Origin of the sequence: Faunimonas pinastri (assembly GCF_900110915.1) — a bacterium.
GTDB classification, from domain to species: Bacteria; Pseudomonadota; Alphaproteobacteria; order Rhizobiales; family Afifellaceae; genus Faunimonas; species Faunimonas pinastri.
On sequence record NZ_FOFG01000003.1, the window covers coordinates 196,501 to 214,167 of the forward strand.

Annotated in this window: 15 protein-coding genes; 11 read left to right on the plus strand and 4 right to left on the minus strand. The window is 66.1% G+C overall.

What is annotated here, in order from left to right:
• Positions 1 to 1,212: 1,212 nt before the first annotated feature.
• The 3 genes from BMY25_RS06375 to BMY25_RS06385 form a co-directional block, all read right to left on the minus strand.
• Positions 1,213 to 2,787, minus strand: a complete 1,575-nt coding sequence (locus tag BMY25_RS06375; RefSeq protein ID WP_143061891.1) for an FGGY-family carbohydrate kinase — start codon at positions 2,785 to 2,787, stop codon at positions 1,213 to 1,215.
• A gap of 2 nt (positions 2,788 to 2,789) precedes the next feature.
• Positions 2,790 to 3,674 carry a class II fructose-bisphosphate aldolase gene (locus BMY25_RS06380; RefSeq protein ID WP_092495786.1) on the minus strand — a complete coding sequence of 295 codons (885 nt, stop codon included), beginning with the start codon at positions 3,672 to 3,674 and terminating at the stop codon, positions 2,790 to 2,792.
• A 108-nt stretch (positions 3,675 to 3,782) separates the two neighbouring features.
• Positions 3,783 to 4,727 (minus strand): ABC transporter substrate-binding protein, encoded by a 945-nt coding sequence (locus BMY25_RS06385; protein ID WP_092495787.1) that lies wholly within the window; start codon positions 4,725 to 4,727, stop codon positions 3,783 to 3,785.
• A gap of 155 nt (positions 4,728 to 4,882) precedes the next feature.
• Between BMY25_RS06385 and BMY25_RS06390 the strand changes: the two genes are divergently transcribed.
• From BMY25_RS06390 to BMY25_RS06430, 9 genes are all read left to right on the plus strand, one after another.
• Complete coding sequence (locus tag BMY25_RS06390; RefSeq protein ID WP_092495788.1) at positions 4,883 to 5,740, plus strand: MurR/RpiR family transcriptional regulator; 858 nt, start codon at positions 4,883 to 4,885, stop codon at positions 5,738 to 5,740.
• Positions 5,741 to 6,034: 294 nt separating this feature from the next.
• A complete protein-coding gene (locus BMY25_RS06395) occupies positions 6,035 to 7,147 on the plus strand; it encodes a sugar ABC transporter substrate-binding protein (protein WP_092495789.1) in 1,113 nt (370 codons plus the stop codon).
• Positions 7,147 to 8,733 carry a sugar ABC transporter ATP-binding protein gene (locus BMY25_RS06400; RefSeq protein ID WP_092495790.1) on the plus strand — a complete coding sequence of 529 codons (1,587 nt, stop codon included), beginning with the start codon at positions 7,147 to 7,149 and terminating at the stop codon, positions 8,731 to 8,733. The genes BMY25_RS06395 and BMY25_RS06400 overlap by 1 nt, the downstream gene beginning before the upstream one ends.
• 17 nt (positions 8,734 to 8,750) lie before the next feature.
• On the plus strand, positions 8,751 to 9,767 hold the full coding sequence (locus tag BMY25_RS06405) for an ABC transporter permease (RefSeq protein ID WP_092495791.1): 1,017 nt from the start codon (positions 8,751 to 8,753) through the stop codon (positions 9,765 to 9,767).
• 24 nt (positions 9,768 to 9,791) lie between these two features.
• On the plus strand, positions 9,792 to 10,718 hold the full coding sequence (locus tag BMY25_RS06410; RefSeq protein WP_092495792.1) for an allantoinase PuuE: 927 nt from the start codon (positions 9,792 to 9,794) through the stop codon (positions 10,716 to 10,718).
• Complete coding sequence (locus BMY25_RS06415; RefSeq protein WP_092495793.1) at positions 10,711 to 11,187, plus strand: ureidoglycolate lyase; 477 nt, start codon at positions 10,711 to 10,713, stop codon at positions 11,185 to 11,187. The genes BMY25_RS06410 and BMY25_RS06415 overlap by 8 nt, the downstream gene beginning before the upstream one ends.
• A gap of 284 nt (positions 11,188 to 11,471) precedes the next feature.
• Positions 11,472 to 12,440, plus strand: a complete 969-nt coding sequence (locus BMY25_RS06420; protein ID WP_092495794.1) for a sugar ABC transporter substrate-binding protein — start codon at positions 11,472 to 11,474, stop codon at positions 12,438 to 12,440.
• A 160-nt stretch (positions 12,441 to 12,600) separates the two neighbouring features.
• The gene (locus BMY25_RS06425) at positions 12,601 to 13,503 is read left to right on the plus strand and encodes a CoA transferase subunit A (RefSeq protein WP_092495795.1); all 903 of its coding nucleotides are present in this window, start codon (positions 12,601 to 12,603) and stop codon (positions 13,501 to 13,503) included.
• Positions 13,500 to 14,318, plus strand: a complete 819-nt coding sequence (locus tag BMY25_RS06430) for a CoA-transferase (RefSeq protein WP_092495796.1) — start codon at positions 13,500 to 13,502, stop codon at positions 14,316 to 14,318. The genes BMY25_RS06425 and BMY25_RS06430 overlap by 4 nt, the downstream gene beginning before the upstream one ends.
• On the opposite strand, the gene BMY25_RS06435 is transcribed toward BMY25_RS06430, so the two are convergent.
• Positions 14,272 to 15,396, minus strand: a complete 1,125-nt coding sequence (locus tag BMY25_RS06435) for a LacI family DNA-binding transcriptional regulator (protein WP_092495797.1) — start codon at positions 15,394 to 15,396, stop codon at positions 14,272 to 14,274. The two genes, BMY25_RS06430 and BMY25_RS06435, sit on opposite strands and share 47 nt — an antisense overlap.
• Before the next feature lie 216 nt (positions 15,397 to 15,612).
• Here BMY25_RS06435 and BMY25_RS06440 point away from each other — a divergent pair, with 216 nt between their 5' ends.
• Positions 15,613 to 16,584, plus strand: coding sequence for a sugar ABC transporter substrate-binding protein (locus BMY25_RS06440; RefSeq protein WP_092495798.1), 972 nt, complete (start codon positions 15,613 to 15,615; stop codon positions 16,582 to 16,584).
• 69 nt (positions 16,585 to 16,653) lie between these two features.
• Positions 16,654 to 17,664 carry an ABC transporter permease gene (locus BMY25_RS06445; RefSeq protein ID WP_177176736.1) on the plus strand — a complete coding sequence of 337 codons (1,011 nt, stop codon included), beginning with the start codon at positions 16,654 to 16,656 and terminating at the stop codon, positions 17,662 to 17,664.
• The last annotated feature ends 3 nt before the right edge of the window (positions 17,665 to 17,667 follow it).

Genomic DNA, 17,667 nt, shown 5'->3' on the forward strand with positions numbered 1-17,667 from the left:
ATTCTGGACTGTCAACCTGCCGGCGTGGACCGAACGTAACCGGTGCTTCGAACGCGCGCGGAAACTGCCCGCTCTCCAAGCGGAATCATGCTGCCCCGCAAGCGCGTCGCGGGGCCGGGTTAGCCGCACGGCGGCAGGCTCCCGCTCGGCCCCGTCCCAGGCGGGATTTCTGGGGCAAGCCTCACAAGGGGTGCGGGGCCGGGATCCGGAGCGGTCGGGAGGCCCGTGTGCCTTCATGCGTCCGCCGGATCACGACCGTCTTCGGATCGGAATCACGCTGGCGTCCCGCCGTTCCGGCGACGTTGCTCCACCACGTCCGACCTCCTGAACGGGGCCAGCTACAAGCAAAGGCGGCACGATGATCGAGCGGAGAGTGCTCGACCTGCGCCGGTCTCGGGGAATGGGGGGCGACCCTGTTCAGACGTCACGGCGCGTCTCGAGCGAAACGGTCGTCGTCACATCAAGTGAAATCGCGACGGCGAAACTCGACGCTCTCTGAACCGGTTCCCTGCGCCCATGGCGGAGGGGGCGGGCGCACGTGGATCGCTTATCCGATGCGCCGGGCTGGCCTATCCGGTCGATCGTCTTTGGTCTCGGGTGAATCCGTCCGCCCGGTGATAAAACGGAATGCTTTTGCGCGGGCAGAACGCCGGGTGCCGATGCGCGTCAGGCCTGATCCAGGCGGTCGGAAATCTCCACTGCGGTCCGCCTGATAAGGTGAGAGAGCTCATCCTCGCGCCGCAGAACCTTCTCGACCGCTCCCGCAGCAACCAGCGTATTTATTGCTGACGTGGAGCTTTCCTCCCCTCCTTTCGGCCGCCCGGTCTGTGTGGAAGTCTTCGCAAGGCAGTGGTCGTTGCCGCGCAGCAACGTGACGGTCGGGATGGGGAGGCGGCAATCGTCCAGGCGGCGTCAGTCGCGCGCCCAGGTCGCTCAGGCCGTATCAGGCCTCGCCGCGAGGGCGACTCGATCGATGTCGTCGGGTTCTCCCGGCCTGAAACTCGCAACAGAGGGCGCGGTTCGGCGGAACGGCGAGATGGCACCCAATCCTGACCCTGAGGTGGGAATAGAACAGGTCAACGTGGCCGGGACCGGCGTTCCGCACAACGACTTAGCTCCCCGGCGGGATGCGACGGCGAACAACCTCAGCAAGAAGGCCGTCGCTGGAAGTCGATGCGGAGGGGAAGGCCGGTGTTCGTGACGAACGCCGGCTTACTCCCGAAGCTCCGCTCGCCGAACGATGGATGCCCGTTCCGGCAGTGACCTAGCCGCGCAGGACGATGCGTGTCCTTGCAGATGCGCATGGATCGAGGGCCGTATCTCCCCGTAGGTTGCGGCCAGCGCCGGATCGAATGGAACGTCGTGCCATTGAACGTCCGGCAAGCGGGCGGCCTCTTCGCCGGTTGCGAAGATCTCCACCGCAAGGCCCGCCACGAGCGCGGCACCGAGGCCCGCCGCTTCCTGCACGTCCGGGCGCGTGAAATTCCTCTCGATCATCGCGCCCTTGATCGCGTTGATCAGCGGGTTGCGGGCAGCAGCGCCTCCGGTCAGCGTCAAGGTGCCGGGACTGCATCCGGTGATCGTCTCGAACTCGGACAGATTGACGGACAGCCAGCCTGCCAGCGCCTCCACGCCGGCGCGCAGCACGGCACCGGGGGAGGATTGCGCATCGACGAACGAGATGTCGGCACGCCGCTCGCGGTCGTTCCAAGGGGCGCCCGTGCCGGCGAGAAACGGTGAAACCCGGATGCCGCCGCTGCCCGGCGGGGCCGCTTCCGCCGACTGCCACAGCAGTGCGGCGATCTCCGGGGTCGGTCGCGGGCCGGACAGAAACCGCAGGAGCCAATCGATCATCCCGCCCGAAGAGGGGATATGGCCGGACAGGAGAAAATGGCCCGGGACGACATGCGGATAGCAGTCGTATCGTCCCCCGCCCACCTCGGCATGGCTCAGCGGCCGGGGCGCAACAGTCTTCAGCGCTTCCGACGTGCCGGTGGAATCCATGATCCGGCCCGGCACGACCAGCCCGCAACCCAGGCCGGCACAGGGATGGTCGTGCCCGGCGTTCACGACCGGCGTTCCCGCCAGCAATCCCGTCGCTCTTGCCGCCTCGGGGGTGAGCCCGCCGGCGATGCTTGCCGATGGCTGGAGAAGTGGCAGGGCGCCGCGATCCAGCCCGGCCGCGTCCAGGATCGCCTGTGACCAGTCGCCGGTCTGTCGGTCGGCCAGGCCGCTGCGAGCGGCGAGCGAGGGGCTGGCGACTTGCCGTCCCGCCAGGCGGAAGGTCACATAGTCCGCAACCATGAGCCACGTCCGCACCCGAGCCCACTCGGCGCGATCCCGGTTCCGCCACCATGCAAGGCGGTGGACGGTGTAGATGTCGTCGTCCACCATGCCGGTGATATCGAACCAGCGCGCCGCGTCCATGCCCCAGCCGGGGCGCGTGTTGGACGCGCGGCGGTCGAACCATGTCGGGCAAGGTGTCAGCCGGCGCCCTTCGGCATCGAGGCCGACAAAGCTTTCGCCGATGCTGGCGACGCCGATCCCGGCGATCGAGCCCGGCGCGATTCCTTTGGCGTCCAAGGCGCTAGCGAGTTCAGCCAGCGCCGAGACGAGGTTCGCGTCGAGGGCATCGAGATTGAACTCGGAGGCGCCCGGCTCCGGATGATCGACCACCATGGACCGGCGTACCACGACTTCGACATGGCCGCCCGGGCGGGCCGCCACGACTTTCAGGTTGGTCGTGCCGATGTCGATGCCGACGATGACGGAACCGGGCGCGCGCATGATCAGGCGGTCTGCCGTGCCCACTCGGTGAAGGCGGAAGCCTTCCCGGCGGAGCCGAGGTCGTCCATCTTCTCCTCGATCACGGCCTGCGCCGCGTGCTGGGCCGGGACGAGAGCATCGATGATGGCGATGCCGATCCGATTGGCGTCGAGTACGCGCTTCAGCTCGGTGTTGTAGGCGGTGATGATGTCGGTGAACAGGATCACGAGCGCCACGCCTGCCTCGGTGGCGGCGCGCATCTGCTCGCGCGGCGTACCGGAACCGCCATGCATGCAAATGGGGATGCCGGTCGCTTCGCGAAGCTGGCGGATCCTGTCGATGGCGAGGTTCGGGGTCGCCTTTGTCTCGCCATGCGCGGAGCCGTGCACGTTGCCGATCGCCGGGGCGAGAATCGTCGCGCCGGTCTCGCGGACCAGCCTCACCGCCTCTTCGATGTTGGCGAGGTCGTCTTCGCCCTGCACCGCGCCATGCTCCATGTGGCCGATCGCGGCCTCGACGAGCACGCCGAGCGGCGTTGCCGCATCTACCACCTGCTTCACGCGCCGGATATTCTCCTCCAGCGGCTCCTCGGCGGCGTCCAGCATCACGCTGGTGCAACCCGCGCGGATCGCATCCACCGTGTCGCCGAGCGTTTCGCCGTGATCGAGGCTGAGGCCGACCGGCACCGAGGACTGTGAGGCCAGCTGTTTTGCAACGGTCGTCAGGGTTTCGAAGCTCGTGATCTGGCGGGAATCCGGGTGGATGCGGATCACCACGGGCGAGTTCTTCTTTTCAGCCGCCCTGATCGCCGCCTGGATGATCTCGATATTCATCGAGACGAAGGCGCCGACCGCATACGTGTTGTCGGAAGCGTGCTTGAGGAGGCGGTCGAGGGATACGATCGGCATGAGAGGTACCTTGGATCGGGCGTCTTCCGCCCTTGCTTTGAGTTGGAAGAAGGCGTGCCGGCGTCACCGGCACGCAAGTCGCGGCTGGGGAGGATCAGGCCGCGGAGATCAGCCGCCGCTTTTCCAGCCCTTGTAGCTGCCGACATTGTCGCGCGTGATGAGCTGCGGCGCGACCAGCACGGAAGGCTTGTCGAGCTTCTCGCCGTTCATCAGCTTCATGCCGGCGTCCACCGCGGCCTTGGCGAGGGCGGACGGAAGCTGTGCGGATGAGGCCTGGATCTGGGTCTTGCCCTTCAACGCGTCCTCGATGTCGGGAGAGCCGTCCACCGTGGTGATGACGATGCCGGTGCGGTTGATCTGCTTAGTGGCGAGATCCGCGCCGATCGCCGACGGATCGTTGATCGTGAAGATGGCGTTCACGTCGTCATTGGCGGTCAGAAGCGCGGTCGTGACGTTGAGGCCGCCTTCGCGCGTGCCGATGCCGTTCTGGTTGTCGGAGAGGATCTTGATGCCGGGGCTGCCCGCGAGCGCCTGCTTGCAGCCCGCGACGCGGTCGATCACGCCGGAAACGGGCGGGCCGTTGACGATGAGGAGGTTGCCCTTGCCGCCAAGCTTGTCCACGATATAGCCGCAGGCCTGCTTGCCGGCGGTGACGTTGTCGGTGGTGACGGTGGCCTGCGCGCCGTCGGCGGTGTTGTCGATCGCGACGACCACGATGCCCGCGGCCTTTGCCCGGTTGATCGCGGCGGTGATCGCCTTGGAATCGACCGCCGACACGATGATCATGTCGACGCCGGCCTGAATGAAGTTGTCGAACTGCGTCGACTGCTTGCCGAGATCGTAGTCGGCCGACAGCATCATCGTCTTCGCACCCGGGGAAGCGGCCTTGACCTGTGCCTCGATGCTCTGGGCAATCGCGCCGAAGAACGGATTGCCGAGATCCACCACCGAGACCCCGACCTGCTTCAGTTCCTTCGCGGACGCGGAATGCGGGGCGGCCAACGTGGCTGCCAGCAGGCAGGCGCCGATGGCCCTTGACGCGAAATGTCTCATGATCTTCCTCCTCTAGGCGGCCACTTGGATCCGTGACCTTGTTCGGCTCTGATGGCCGTACGGGCACACTAATATGACACAAAATGTCCCGCAAGTGGATTCGGCGTGCTTAGATAAGGACGCAAATTGTGCCATGCAGCATGTGAGGGGGGACCGTGCAGGACTTTAGTGAAGACCTGGCCTTCGAAGAACGCGCGGCGGCGGTGAACCTGTTTCCGGCCGAGCGTCGCATCGTGCAGCATCTTCTGGGGATCTCCCCCTATGAACTGGGCGTGATGACGTCGTCCGATCTGTCCGAGCGCTCCGGCGCCAGCCGTTCGAGCATCGACCGCCTGTCGCGCAAGCTCGGCTATCCCGGCCTGAAGGAAATGCGCAAGGCGCTGCTGGCGCAGGAGGGGCGACGGCACGAGGGCTCAAGGCCGGCGGAGGGAAAGCCGGAAGGACCGGGCGAAATCGCGCAACGCGTCATGCTGGCGATCGCCGCCCGGGCAGAGGCCATGGGCCGGCTCTTGGCCGACCATCCCGAGATCGGAAGGCTGACGGACTGGCTCGCAGGCGCCCGCAACATCAGCCTGTTCGGGGCGGGCGAGTCGGCGGCCATCTGCAACGCGATCTACATGCGCCTCGTGCGTCTCGGCCTGCCCATCAGCTTTGCCGAGGAACACCACACGCAGGTGACGCTGGCATCGCTGATGGGACCGGGCGACGTGGCGCTCGCCATTTCCTATTCCGGCGCGACCCGATCGACGCTCTGGGCCGCGCAGGTGGCCCGGCAGAACGGTGCCCGGCTGGTGGGCATTTCGGGCGCTCCGGCCTCGGCACTCGCCAGACAGGCCGATCTTTCCCTGCACCTTCCGACCGGAGCGGGCCTGCCCGGAAGCGCGGAGGTGCTCGACCGTGTCGTCGCCGTGGGATTGGCGGAGGCGCTGTTCCAGTGTCTCGTCAATCGCGATCCGCAGCTTCTCGCGAATTCCATGAAGATCGACGACACCTTCGGAGACGCAAGAGCGTAGTCCCCATCTCGGCGGAGATCCTCGAACGGCGCCGGGGGGGGATACCCCGACGGTGCTGGAGAACATTCTCGTCCGAGCGATCGAGGTGATCGTGATGCCGGTCAGCATCCTGACGCTCGACGAGCCGAAAAGCGCAACTGCGCGATCCCGACAGCTCGTTCCGCCCGAGCTGCTCCCGTCGACGAGGGGCGGAATTCCTGGGATAATCGGGTTGTCTGACAAAAATTGTGCTCATGCACGCCAATTGGCACGGTCATTGCGATAGCCCCTGCGAAAGCAGAGGGGACAATATAGATGACGTGGAAGACGAGCCTTTTGACGGCTGCGGCGCTGGCGGGTTTCACCGTTATCGGCGCCGTGGCGAGTGCCAGTGCCGACGATCTCTCCTATTTCTCCAGCAAGATCGAGCCGCTGACGAAGAAGCCTTCGTTCGAAGCGCCCGGGCCTGCTTTCGACGCGGCAGCCTGCATGAAGGGCAAATCGATCCTCAGCATCCCCGTCTCCAGCGCCAATCCCTTCACCGCCAATATCGAGAAGGCGATGCAGGCGGCCGCCAAGAAGGTCGGCTTCAAGTTCACGACCTGGGAGAACCAGGGGCAGAGTTCGCAGTGGGTCCAGGGCATGGATACCGCGGTGAACCAGAAATACGACCTGATCGACCTGCTCGCCGGCAGCGATCCGCGCGTGCTGGTGCCTCAGGTGCAGGCGGCGCGCGCCGCCAAGATCCCGGTCATCGCCTCCCATTACAGCGGCATGGAGCAGACCGCCGAGGTGATGAAATACGCCGATGGGGACGTGCCGATCGACTACGCCAAGGCTGGCGGCCTGCTCGTGGATTGGGCGGTGACGCAGACCAAGGGGCACATGAATGCCCTGATCTTGATCTCTACCGGTCCGCTCTCCACGGATTCCATGATGTCCGGCATGAAAGCCGAACTGGCGCACTGCGCGGATTGCAAGTCCAAGGTGATGAACTTCGCCGTGCCTGACTGGGGCACGCGCATCACGCCCGCCGTCCAGTCGGCGCTGCTGGCCGATCCAACCATCAACTACATCATCGTCATGTATGACAGCATGTCCCAGTTCGTCGTGCCGGCGGTGACCATCACGGGCGCGCAGTCGCGCGTGAAGGTGGATGCCTTCAACGGCACGCCGTTCGTGCTGGGCCTCGTCCAGAATGGACAGGTGGAGATGGATATCGGCGAGAACCTCGACTGGATCGGCCATGCGCTCCTCGATTCCGAGATGCGCCGCCTGTGCGGCCTGCCGGTGCCGAAGGATCCGAAGATCCCGTTCTACCTGTTCAACAAGGACAACGCCAAGGATGCGGGCACTCCGCCGCAGCTCTCCAAGGGCTATGGCGATGCCTACGTGCAGGGCTACAACGACCTCTGGAAGCTGAAGTAATGCCGGCTTCGGCCGTACTCTCCACCGGAGGCGCCCTCGCGCCTCCGGCTCTGGTCCTGTCGAACCTGTCCAAGACCTTTGGCGGCCAGCGGGCGCTCGACAATGCCGCGCTGGAGGTGCGCCAGGGAGAGGTGCACGGGCTGCTCGGCCAGAACGGCTCCGGCAAGTCGACGCTGATCAAGGTGCTCGCCGGCTTTCACGCGCCCGATCCCGGCGCGCGGCTGGAGATCTGCGGCGAGGACGTCGCGATGCCGCTGGCGCCGGGCGCGTTTCGCCGTCACCGCATCAGCTTCGTCCATCAGCATCTGGGTCTCGTCCCGAGCTTGACGGTGGTGGAGAACCTGCTGATCGGCCGGCTGGCGGAAGAACAGCTCTGGGGCATCAGCTGGGCGCGCGAACGCCGCCGCGCGGCGGAGCGGTTCGCCAGCTACGGGCTCAGCATCGACCCGGCGGCGCCGGTGTCCGACCTGTCGCCGGTGCAGCGCGCGCTTCTGGCCATCGTCCGCGCCACCGGCGAGATCCGGGCCGACGGGAAGGGCGAGGACGCAGCCGGGCCGGCGCAGGGCAATGGCCTGCTGATCCTCGACGAGCCGACGCCCTTTCTGCCGCGCCGCGATGTCGACCAGCTCTTTCGCGTGGTGCGTGCCGTGGTAGCCGAGGGCGCCAGCGTGATCTTCGTCTCCCATGACGTCGACGAGGTCATGGAGATCACCGACCGCGCCACGATCCTGCGCGACGGCAAGGTCGCGGGCGCGCTGGTGACGAAGGAGGCGACCCGGCAGGATTTCATCGACGCGATCATCGGTCGTCGCATCGCCTTCGCCGAACGACCGGCGACGCCGGAGAGTCGGGAGCCGGTCACGGCTTCCGTCCGCGATCTCAGCGGCGGCACGGTCGCCGACTTTTCCCTCGAGGTTCGCCGTGGTGAAGTGGTCGGCCTGACCGGCCTGATCGGCTCGGGCTATGACGAGGTATCGTATCTCCTGTTCGGTGCCCGCCGGGCACGTTCGGGCATTCTGGAACTCGGCACCGACCGGCTGGATCTGTCCAGCCTCGATCCGCGTCGGGCGATCCGCGAAGGGGTCGTCCTCATCCCCGGCGACAGGCCGAACGCGGGCGCGGTCGGGGCATTGCCGGTGGTCGACAACGTCACCATGCCGGTGCTCGATACCCGGTTCCGGCCGTGGTGGCTGAGCCGCAGCCGCATGGCGCAGAGCGCGCGCGACCTGGGGCGGCACTACGAGGTGCGTCCCGCCGATCCCACGCTCAACATGGCGGCGCTCAGCGGCGGCAACCAGCAGAAGGTGCTGCTGGCCAAGTGGCTTCAGAACTCCCCGCGCCTCGTTCTCCTCGACGAGCCGACGCAGGGTGTGGACATCGGCGCGCGGCAGACCGTGTTCCGCCATATCGCGGACGCCGCGTCGCAGGGCGCCGCCGTGCTCTGCGCCAGCTCCGATTACGAGCAGCTCGCCGCGATCTGCAATCGCGTGCTGATCTTCGCGGGTGGCCGCGTCGTGGCCGAGCTGACCGGAGCGGAGATCACCAAGGACAATATCGCCGAGCGCAGCCTCGCTGGCGCAGCATAGGGCCGGGGACAGACATAATGGCAAATGGAACTGATGTGGCCGGCCCGACCCTCCAGACGGAGCGCAGGGGCTCTATTTCCCGGACCCTGATCAAGCGCGGCGAGCAACTGGGCCTGATCCTCGTCTGGCTCGTGCTGATCGGGATCTTCGGCTTTCTGCAGCCCGGCACGTTCCTGACCTGGGCGAACCTTTCCACGATCCTCGGCTCGCAGTCGGTGCTGGTCGTCGTCACGCTTGGGCTGCTGATCCCGCTGACCGCCAACGATTTCGACCTGTCGATCGCTTTCACGATGACGCTGTCGTCGATCCTGATCGCGGTCCTCAACGTCAATCACGGCGTGCCGATCGGTTGGGCGATTCTGGCGGCGCTGGCGCTCGGCGCGGTCATCGGGCTGATCAACGGGCTGCTGATCACGATCTTCCGTATCCATTCGCTGATCGTGACGCTCGGCGTCGGCACCTTTCTGCATGGGCTGACGCTCTGGATCAGCGATTCCATGACGATCAGCGGCATTTCCATGAGCCTCATCAACGTCGTGATCGTGAAGCGGCTCTTCGGCATCCCGCTGGAATTCTACTACGCCATGGGGATCGCCTTCGTGATCTGGTACCTCATGGAATACACCGCCGTCGGGCGTCGCATCCTGTTCGTCGGACGGGGCCGCGAGGTGGCGCGGCTGAGCGGCATCAACACCGACCGGATCCGCATCGCCTGCCTCGTCTGCTCCGGCTTTCTCGGCTCGCTCGCGGGCGTGCTCTATGCCGGAACGCAGGGCGCGGCCGATCCCGTATCCGGCACGTCCTACCAGCTCCCCGCCTTCGCGGCGGCCTTCCTCGGCTCCACCTGCATCGTACCGGGCCGGTTCAACCCATGGGGCGCGACGGTGGCGGTGTACTTCCTGGTGACCGGCATCACCGGGCTCGTCTTCCTGGGGTTCAGCTCGTTCATCCAGGAAATGTTCTACGGCGGCGCGCTCGTCGTCGCCGTCACGCTGTCGCAGCTCGTTCGCGGGCGGCAGGAGCAGCAGTTCTGATCTTTTGTGAAGTGTGAGGTTAACATGTCGAACTGGCTTGATCGCGATCTGGTCGGCTACGGGGCGAAGCCGCCTCATGCCAACTGGCCGAACGGAGCGCGCATCGCCCTGAACTTCGTCCTGAACTACGAGGAAGGATCGGAATACAGCATCGGTGACGGCGACGGCGTGACCGACACCGGCCTGATCGAGATTTCCGGCATGACGGTGGCGCGCGGCGAGCGCGACCTCGCGGCGGAATCCATGTTCGAATATGGCAGTCGCGTCGGCTTCTGGCGCATCATGCGGCTCTTCGCCGAGCGCGACATGCCGATGACGGTTTTCGCCTGCGCGCTGGCGCTGGAGCGCAATCCCGATGCGGCTGAAGCGATCAAGGCGGCCGGGCACGATATCTGCTGCCACGGCTGGCGCTGGGTGGAGCACTTCAAGCTCAGCGAGGAGGAAGAGCGCGAGCATATCCGGCTGGCCATCGAGAGCCTGAAAAAAACGGTCGGCGAGCGGCCGTTCGGCTGGTATTGCCGCTACGGGCCGAGCGTGAACACGCGCCGGCTGCTGCTGGAGGAGGGCGGGTTCCTCTACGACAGCGACACCTACAACGACGAACTGCCCTATTACGTGCCGCGGGACGGCAAGCCCCATCTGCTGGTGCCGTACACGCTGACCAACAACGACCTGAAATTCGGCAACGGCACCTTCGGCTCGGGCGAGGATTTCTTCGTGTATCTCCGCGAGACGTTCGACATGCTCTACGAAGAGGGCAAGACCACGCCGAAAATGATGTCGGTCGGCATGCACCAGCGGCTTCTCGGCCATCCCGGTCGCGCTTCGGGATTGGCGAAGTTCATGGACTACGTCGCTTCGAAGCCGGACGTATGGGTCTGCAAGCGCCTCGATATCGCCCGGCACTGGCTGGCCGAGCACCCGTACGGCGAGGGCGGCGACCATGCGTGAGTTCGCGATAGAGCCGATCACCGAAGAGGCGTTCGCTCCTTTCGGCCAGCTGATCCGCGCGAAAGCCCCGGGGCAGGGGCGGGTGGAGATGATGCAGGAATTGCAGAACCTCCGCCCGGATGCGCGAGCCCGGCTATCGCTGGCCAGCGTGGTGCCGAAGACCTTGCCGCTGGAAGCGGTGGAAATGGAGCGGCACGTCTTCTCCTCGCAGGCTTTCATTCCTGTCGATTGCACGGGATATCTCGTCGTCGTCGCTCCGCATGGCGCCGACGACATGCCGGACATGGACGGGCTTCGCGCGTTCCGGGTGCCCGGAAACGTAGGCATCAACTATCTCGCCGATGCGTGGCATCACCCCCTGACGGCGCTCGAGCGCGACGGGACCTTCGTGGTCCTCACCTTCATCCAGGGCGACGAGACGGACGAGCAGTTCGTGCCGCTTCCAGAGCGGGCCAGCATCGGCTCGTGATATCCCCGATCGGGCCGATGCTTCGGCCCGATCTTCCGATCTGCCTTTACGGTATGGCGCGGGCGGGGCCCGGTCCCGAGACCGGCGGTGACGTCCTTCCCATCCAGGGCGCGTCGGGCAGACCCGATCGCGCGGGCTCGTCTCGCCGTTCGTTGAATTCGTCCACGATCACGGGGGCCGAAAGCGCGAGGCGTTTCCCAGCTCATAGCCGAACGTTGACATGAGGCGATGATCCCGTATAAAAACGATTTTCTATAACGGCCGAAGAGCCGGAAGGGAGGAACATGAAACTCATCGATCGAATTCTGCTCGCATCCGTGGTGGCGCTGGGCCTAGGCAGCCTGGGCGGAACCGCTGCCTTCGCCAAGGACCGCATAGCCGTTGGCGGAATCATCTATGCCCGCGATTCCGAGTACTGGCAGCAAGTCGAGAAGGGCATGCAGGCCGCCGCCAAGGAGGGCGGGGCCGACCTGCAGGTGGCGCTGAACCGACGCCAGCTCACGACCGAGGCGCAGGTCATCGACGATTTCATGACGCGCGGCGTCAAGGTCATCGTCATGCCGCCGCTCGACCGCGAGGCCTCCGTCTCCGCCGCGCGGCTGGCGCACAGCCAAGGCATCATGATCGTCGACTATGACGCGCCGCTTGCCGATGCGAGCATCGCCAGCCACACGATCGGCGTGGATAGCCGCGATCTTGCCGCCGAAGTCGGCCGCAAGATGCGGAGCTATATCGACGGCAAGCTGGGTGGTTCCGCCAAGGTCGGGCTGATCACCGTGCCGCCGACGAATCCCAACATGAAGGCGCGGCGCACGGGCGTTCAGGACGGGCTCGGCGACAAGGGCGTGACCATCGTCTCCGACGTGGCGGCCTCCACGCCCGAGCAGGGCGCGAGCGCCTTCGAGAATATCCTGCAGCGCACGCCCGACACGAAGGTCGTCTGGTGCGCCAATGCCGGCTCGCTCGCCGGGGCCGCCTCCACGGCGCAGCGCATGAAGTCCGACACCGCGCTTTTCGGCATCGACATGAGCCAGGAACTGGCGCGCATGCTGCTGGACCCGACGAGCCACCTTGAGGCCGTGTCGGACCAGCAGCCCTACCAGATCGGCTACACCGCCGTGCAGACCGCGCTGAAGGATCTCGCGGGCGAGAAGCAGCCGCGCAACGTCACCGTGCCCGTCCGGCTCTATTCCCGCGACGACCCGGCCGGCGTGAAGGAATACCTCGAACGCACCGCCGCGCCGGCCAAATAGGCCACGTCGACCCCGCGTTCTGATCTTGAGGCTCGGCCCGTGAGTTCTGAGCCTCCAGCCCCGGCCTCTCGCGTCCTTTACGGTCCGGTCAGGCCGAGGCCGGCCGGGCGATCCTCCATTGTCATCATCAGGGCTCGGAGAGCCTGGGAAACCCAAGAGAATGGCAGCTCCAAAATCCAAGCTGATGTCCCTGACGGAAGCGGTCGACATGGTGCCCGATGGCACCCGCCTCGCTCTGGGCGGCTTCGCCGTCTACCAGAAGCCGATGGCCTTCGTCCGCGAGCTGATCCGGCAGGGTCGCCGCGACCTCACCGTGGTGGGATCGGCCAATTCCTACGACATCGACATGCTGGCGGCCGCGGGCTGCCTCGCCACCGTCGAGACCTCCTATGTGGGCCTGGAGAAATACGGCCTCGCCCGGCATTTCCGCCGCGCGGTGGAAGCGGGGGAGCTCAAGGTCGTCGACTATCCCGAAATGGTGAGCTGGGACCGCTTTCGCGCCAGCCAGGAAGGCCTGAAGTTCTGGCCGATCCCGTTTCTGGGCGGCAACGACGTCGTCACCTATAACGACGCGATCAAGGAGTTTCCCTGTCCGATCACCGGCCGGCGGATGTTCGCGGTGCCGGCCGCCGATCCGCAGGTGGTGGTCATCCACGCGGTGGCGGCGGACGACCGGGGCAACGTCGTCCTTCCGGCGCGCCGGCTCCTGCCGCAGAGCGGCGACGTGCTGATGGCGCGCTCCTGCGACACGGTCATCGTGACGGCGGAGAAGATCGTTCCGCATTCCTTCATCAAGCGCCACGCGCGGCTGGTGGAGATCCCGTCTTATCGCACCAAGGCGGTGGTGGAAGTGCCCTTCGGCGCGCATCCGACGCCGGTGCTGGGCCGCTATCTCGCCGACGAGGACCATCTCGCCGAATACGTGGCGGCGTCCGACAGCGCGGATAGCTTCAAGGGCTACATGGATCGCTTCGTCACCGGCCCGGCCGACCATTTCGACTACCTCGACCGGATCGGCGCGAAGCGCCTCGCCGCCATCCAGGATATGGATTCCCTCCTATGAGTGCTGCTCCCGCGACCCTCTACGAAACCATGGCCGCATGTCTCGCCCGCGATTTTGCCGATGGCGAGGTCGGTTTCACCGGGCTGCTGACGGGCCAGGCGGCCGCCATCTACGGGACCTCGATCCCGATCGTCGCCATGGAGCTGGCCCGGCGGCAGCACGCGCCGAACCTGACGCTGCTCCTGGCCGGCTGCTACCACAACCCGGACTTCTCAGCGCTGGAGACCATGCCGGATTCCGAGCACGACGCGACGCTCCGCGATCTGCCGGCCGAGGCGCAGACCTACGATTATCCCGGCCAGTGGGCGCTGAAGCGCGGCGACATCAGCTTCGGCTTCAGCAGCGCCGTTCAGGTGGACCGGCAGGGCAATATCAACAGCGTCTGCATCGGCCCGCACGACCGGCCCAAGGTGCGGCTGGTGGGCCCGATCCTGCAGCCGGAGCACATGACGCTGTTTCGCCGCGAATACATCATGATGCCGCATCACGAGCGGCGGAACTTCGTGGAAAAGGTCGATTACGTGTCCGGCGTCGGCTATCCGGGTGGGCTCGAAGGCCGCAAGGAGCTGGGGCTCGACTGGGGCGGCCCCGCCTGGGTCATCACGCCGAAATGCATCTTCGACTTCGATCGGGAGCGGGGCTTCATGAAGGTCCGTTCGATCCATCCGGGCGTGACGGCGGAAGACCTGCAAGGCGCCACCGGCTTCGATCTCGGCGATCTCTCCGGCGTGCCCACCACCGAGGCGCTCTCGGCGGAGGAACTCCGCATCATCCGCGAGGAGATAGACCCCCGGCAGATGCTGCTGAAGCACTGACGGAGGCCTCGACGCCGTTTTCCGCTTCCCGGCCGCGTGCCAGCGCTTCCTGCCAGGCCGGGGCGGGGCCGGTGCTCCCCCGGATGACCAGCTGTGTCGGGAACATGATCAGGCGAGCCGGCTCGTGCCGGTCGCCCGCGATGCGGCGGACGAGAAGCTCGGCCGCCGCGCGTCCCATGTCGCGCTTCGGCAGATGAATCGTGGTGAGATCGATCCGCCCGAAGGAGGCGAGGGTGATGTCGTCGAAGCCGATCACCGAAAGCCGCTGCGGGATCGGGGCACGAAGCCGGTGCGCCGCTTCCATGATGCCCAGCGCGTTCATGTCGTCGCTGGCGATGATCGCTGTCGGCGGGTGCCGCGAGTTCAGGAGCAGCATCGCCGCCTGATAGCCGCTCGCCATGCTGTAATCGCCGGGATAGATCAGTTGCGGGTCCGGATCGAGGCCGAAGCCGACGACCGCCTGCCTGAACGCGTCGAGCCGTTCCAGCGCGGTGCTGGATTCAACCGGGCCGCGCACGAAGGCGATGCGGGAGTGGCCGAGCCCGGCAAGGTGTCGAACGGCGGCTTCGATCGCCCCGGCGTTGTCCGAGCCGACGTAATCGTCCTCGAAGCCGGCACTGCGGCGCTGGACCAGGACGAAGGGCGGCCCGGCCTGTAAGCGCTGCCGGATCTCCGGCGAGCGCGTGTGCTGCGAAATCAGCACGATGCCGTCGACGCCGCGGTCTCCCAGCGCATCCATCTGCTCGATCTGGCTCGCCTCCTGCCCGTCGGTGTTGCAGAGCAGGAGGGTGCACTTCTCCCGCACCACCACATCCTCGACGCCGCGCACGAAATCGGGAAAGGCCGGATTGGCGATATCGGCGATGAGCACGCCGATCGTGAAGGAACGCTGCAGCCGCAGCGCGCGGGCGAGCGGCAGCGCGCGATAGCCGAGCCGCGTCGCCGCTTCCTGCACGAGCAGGCGGCTTTTCTCGGAGACATGCCCCTTGCCGGCAAGAGCGTTGGACACGGTCGAGGGTGCGAGACCTGTCTCACGAGCGACATCGTAGATGGTGATGCGGGATTTTCTGTCGTTCACGGTGGGGCTTCCGGTCGAGGAACCGGCTTTCCTTTAGCATCGACCGCGGTATTGCCGAAATCGATTTCGGTCGGTGGCACTCGGAGATAAGCGCCTTTTGCGGAGGGATCGACCTGGCAGCGCTATCTGGCGTTGACAAACGAAACCGTCGGGGCAATTCTGAGAAAAATATAAAAACGATTTCCGAAATCGGTTCTGGAAATCTGGGAGGAAGACATGTCCATCACACGGAGGCTGGCGCTCGTCGCCGGCGTGACCGCCCTCATTGCGTCCGGCGCCTGGAGCGCCGTCGCGAGTGCCGCCGACCGGCCGCTTATCGGCGCGGTGCTCTATGCCCGCGACAGCCAGTTCTGGCAGCAGGTCGAGCGCGGCATGAAGGATGCCGCGGAGAAGAACGGCGTCGACCTCCAGTTCGTGCTGAACCGCCGTCAACTGCCGACCGAGGCGCAGGTTATGGAAGACCTGATGACGCGGCAGGTGAAGGCCATCGTCATGAGCCCGCTCGACAAGGACGCCTCCGCCGCCGCGGCGAAACAGGCCAAGGCGCAGGGCATCGACATCGTCGAATTCAACACCTTCTTCGCCGACAAGAGCATCGCCAGCCACAGCATCGGCGTCGATAACCGCGAACTGGCGGCGTCCGTGGGGCGCGAGATCGCCAGGGAGATCAAGACCGATCTCGGCGGCAAGGCGAGGATCGGTCTGATCCCGCTGCCGGCCATCAACAGCGGCAGCACCGTTCGCAAGGACGGCATGATGTCCGCACTGAAGGGCATGGACGTCAAGGTCGTCTCCGAGATCCAGGGCGCGACGCCTGAAGAAGGCGCCAACGCGGTGGAGAACATCCTGCGCCGCGACCCCGGCACGCAGATCATCTGGTCCTCCAACTCCGGCACGCTGACGGGAGCGGCTTCCACGGTCGGCCGCCTCGGCAGCAAGGTGAAGCTCTACGGCATCGACATGAGCCGCGAGCTCGCCGAGGCGATGCAGGACCCCAAGGGCAGCATCGAGGCGGTGTCCGACCAGCAGCCCTACCAGCTCGGCTATCTTTCTGTGGAGGCGGCGGCCAAGGACCTCGCGGGGCAAAAGTCCGCCCGCAACATCCAGGTCCCGGTCCGCATCTATTCCAGGACCGATCCAAAAGGACTTGAGGACTATCTCAAGCTCGTGAAGTCGCTCGGCGGCTGATCCCATCCGGCCCGCGCCGCACGAGCCGGCGCGGCCACCAATCCCCTGAAAACCTCATCGGAGGGCAGATTGTCCGCAACACATGACGTGTCGGGCCCGGCGACCGTGACCGTTCCCCAGAGCCGGCCATGGCGCCACATCCTGAACAGCTGGCGCGCCGAGATCGGCGTCGGTCTGGGGCTGATCTTCCTGATCGTGCTCTTCAGCGCGATCGCGCCGAACTTCGCCAGCTCCGGCAACGCATCCTCCATTCTGCGCCAGGTCTCGGTGACCGCCATCGTCGCCGTCGGCATGACCATGGTGATCATCGCCGGCGAGATAGACCTGTCGGTCGGCGCGTCCGTGGGCCTGGCCGGCACGCTCTTCGCGCTCCTCGTCGTGCAGCACAACGTGCCGATGGTGCTGAGCTTCGTCTGCGTGTTGATAGTCTCGGCGATCATCGGGCTCTTTATCGGCTCGCTCCGGGTGATCTGGGGCATTCCTTCCTTCATCACGACCATCGGCCTGCTCTCGGCGCTGCGCGGCATCGCGTTCCTGATCAGCAACAGCCTCACCATCGGCCCGCTGCCCGCCTCGCTGCCGACGCTCTGGTTCGGCGCCGTGCTCGGGGTGCCCATCCCGATCCTGCTGATGATCGCCGTGGCGCTCGCCGGCTGGGTGACGCTCGGCAGGACCCGCTTCGGCCGGCATCTCTACGCGCTCGGAGGCAATCCGGTCACGGCCTCGCGCTACGGCATCCCGGTGCCCCGGATGCGGCTCTACGTGTTCGTCATCGTGCAGTGCCTCGCGGCGGTCGGCGGCGTGCTCTATGTCGCGCGCCTCAACGGCGGCAGCGCCACGGTCGGCGAACTGCTGGAGCTCGACGTCATCGCGGCGGTGATCGTCGGCGGAACCAGCCTGTCCGGCGGCGTCGGTCGCATGATCGGCACGATGCTGGGCGTGCTCTTCGTCGCCGTTCTGCGGAACGGCATGGTGCTCCTCGGGGTCGATCCCATCGTCTTCATGATCGCCCAGGGCTTTGTCATCATCCTGGCCGTGTGGTGGGGCATGCTCCATCGGACCGGCTGGAATGCGGAGTGAACG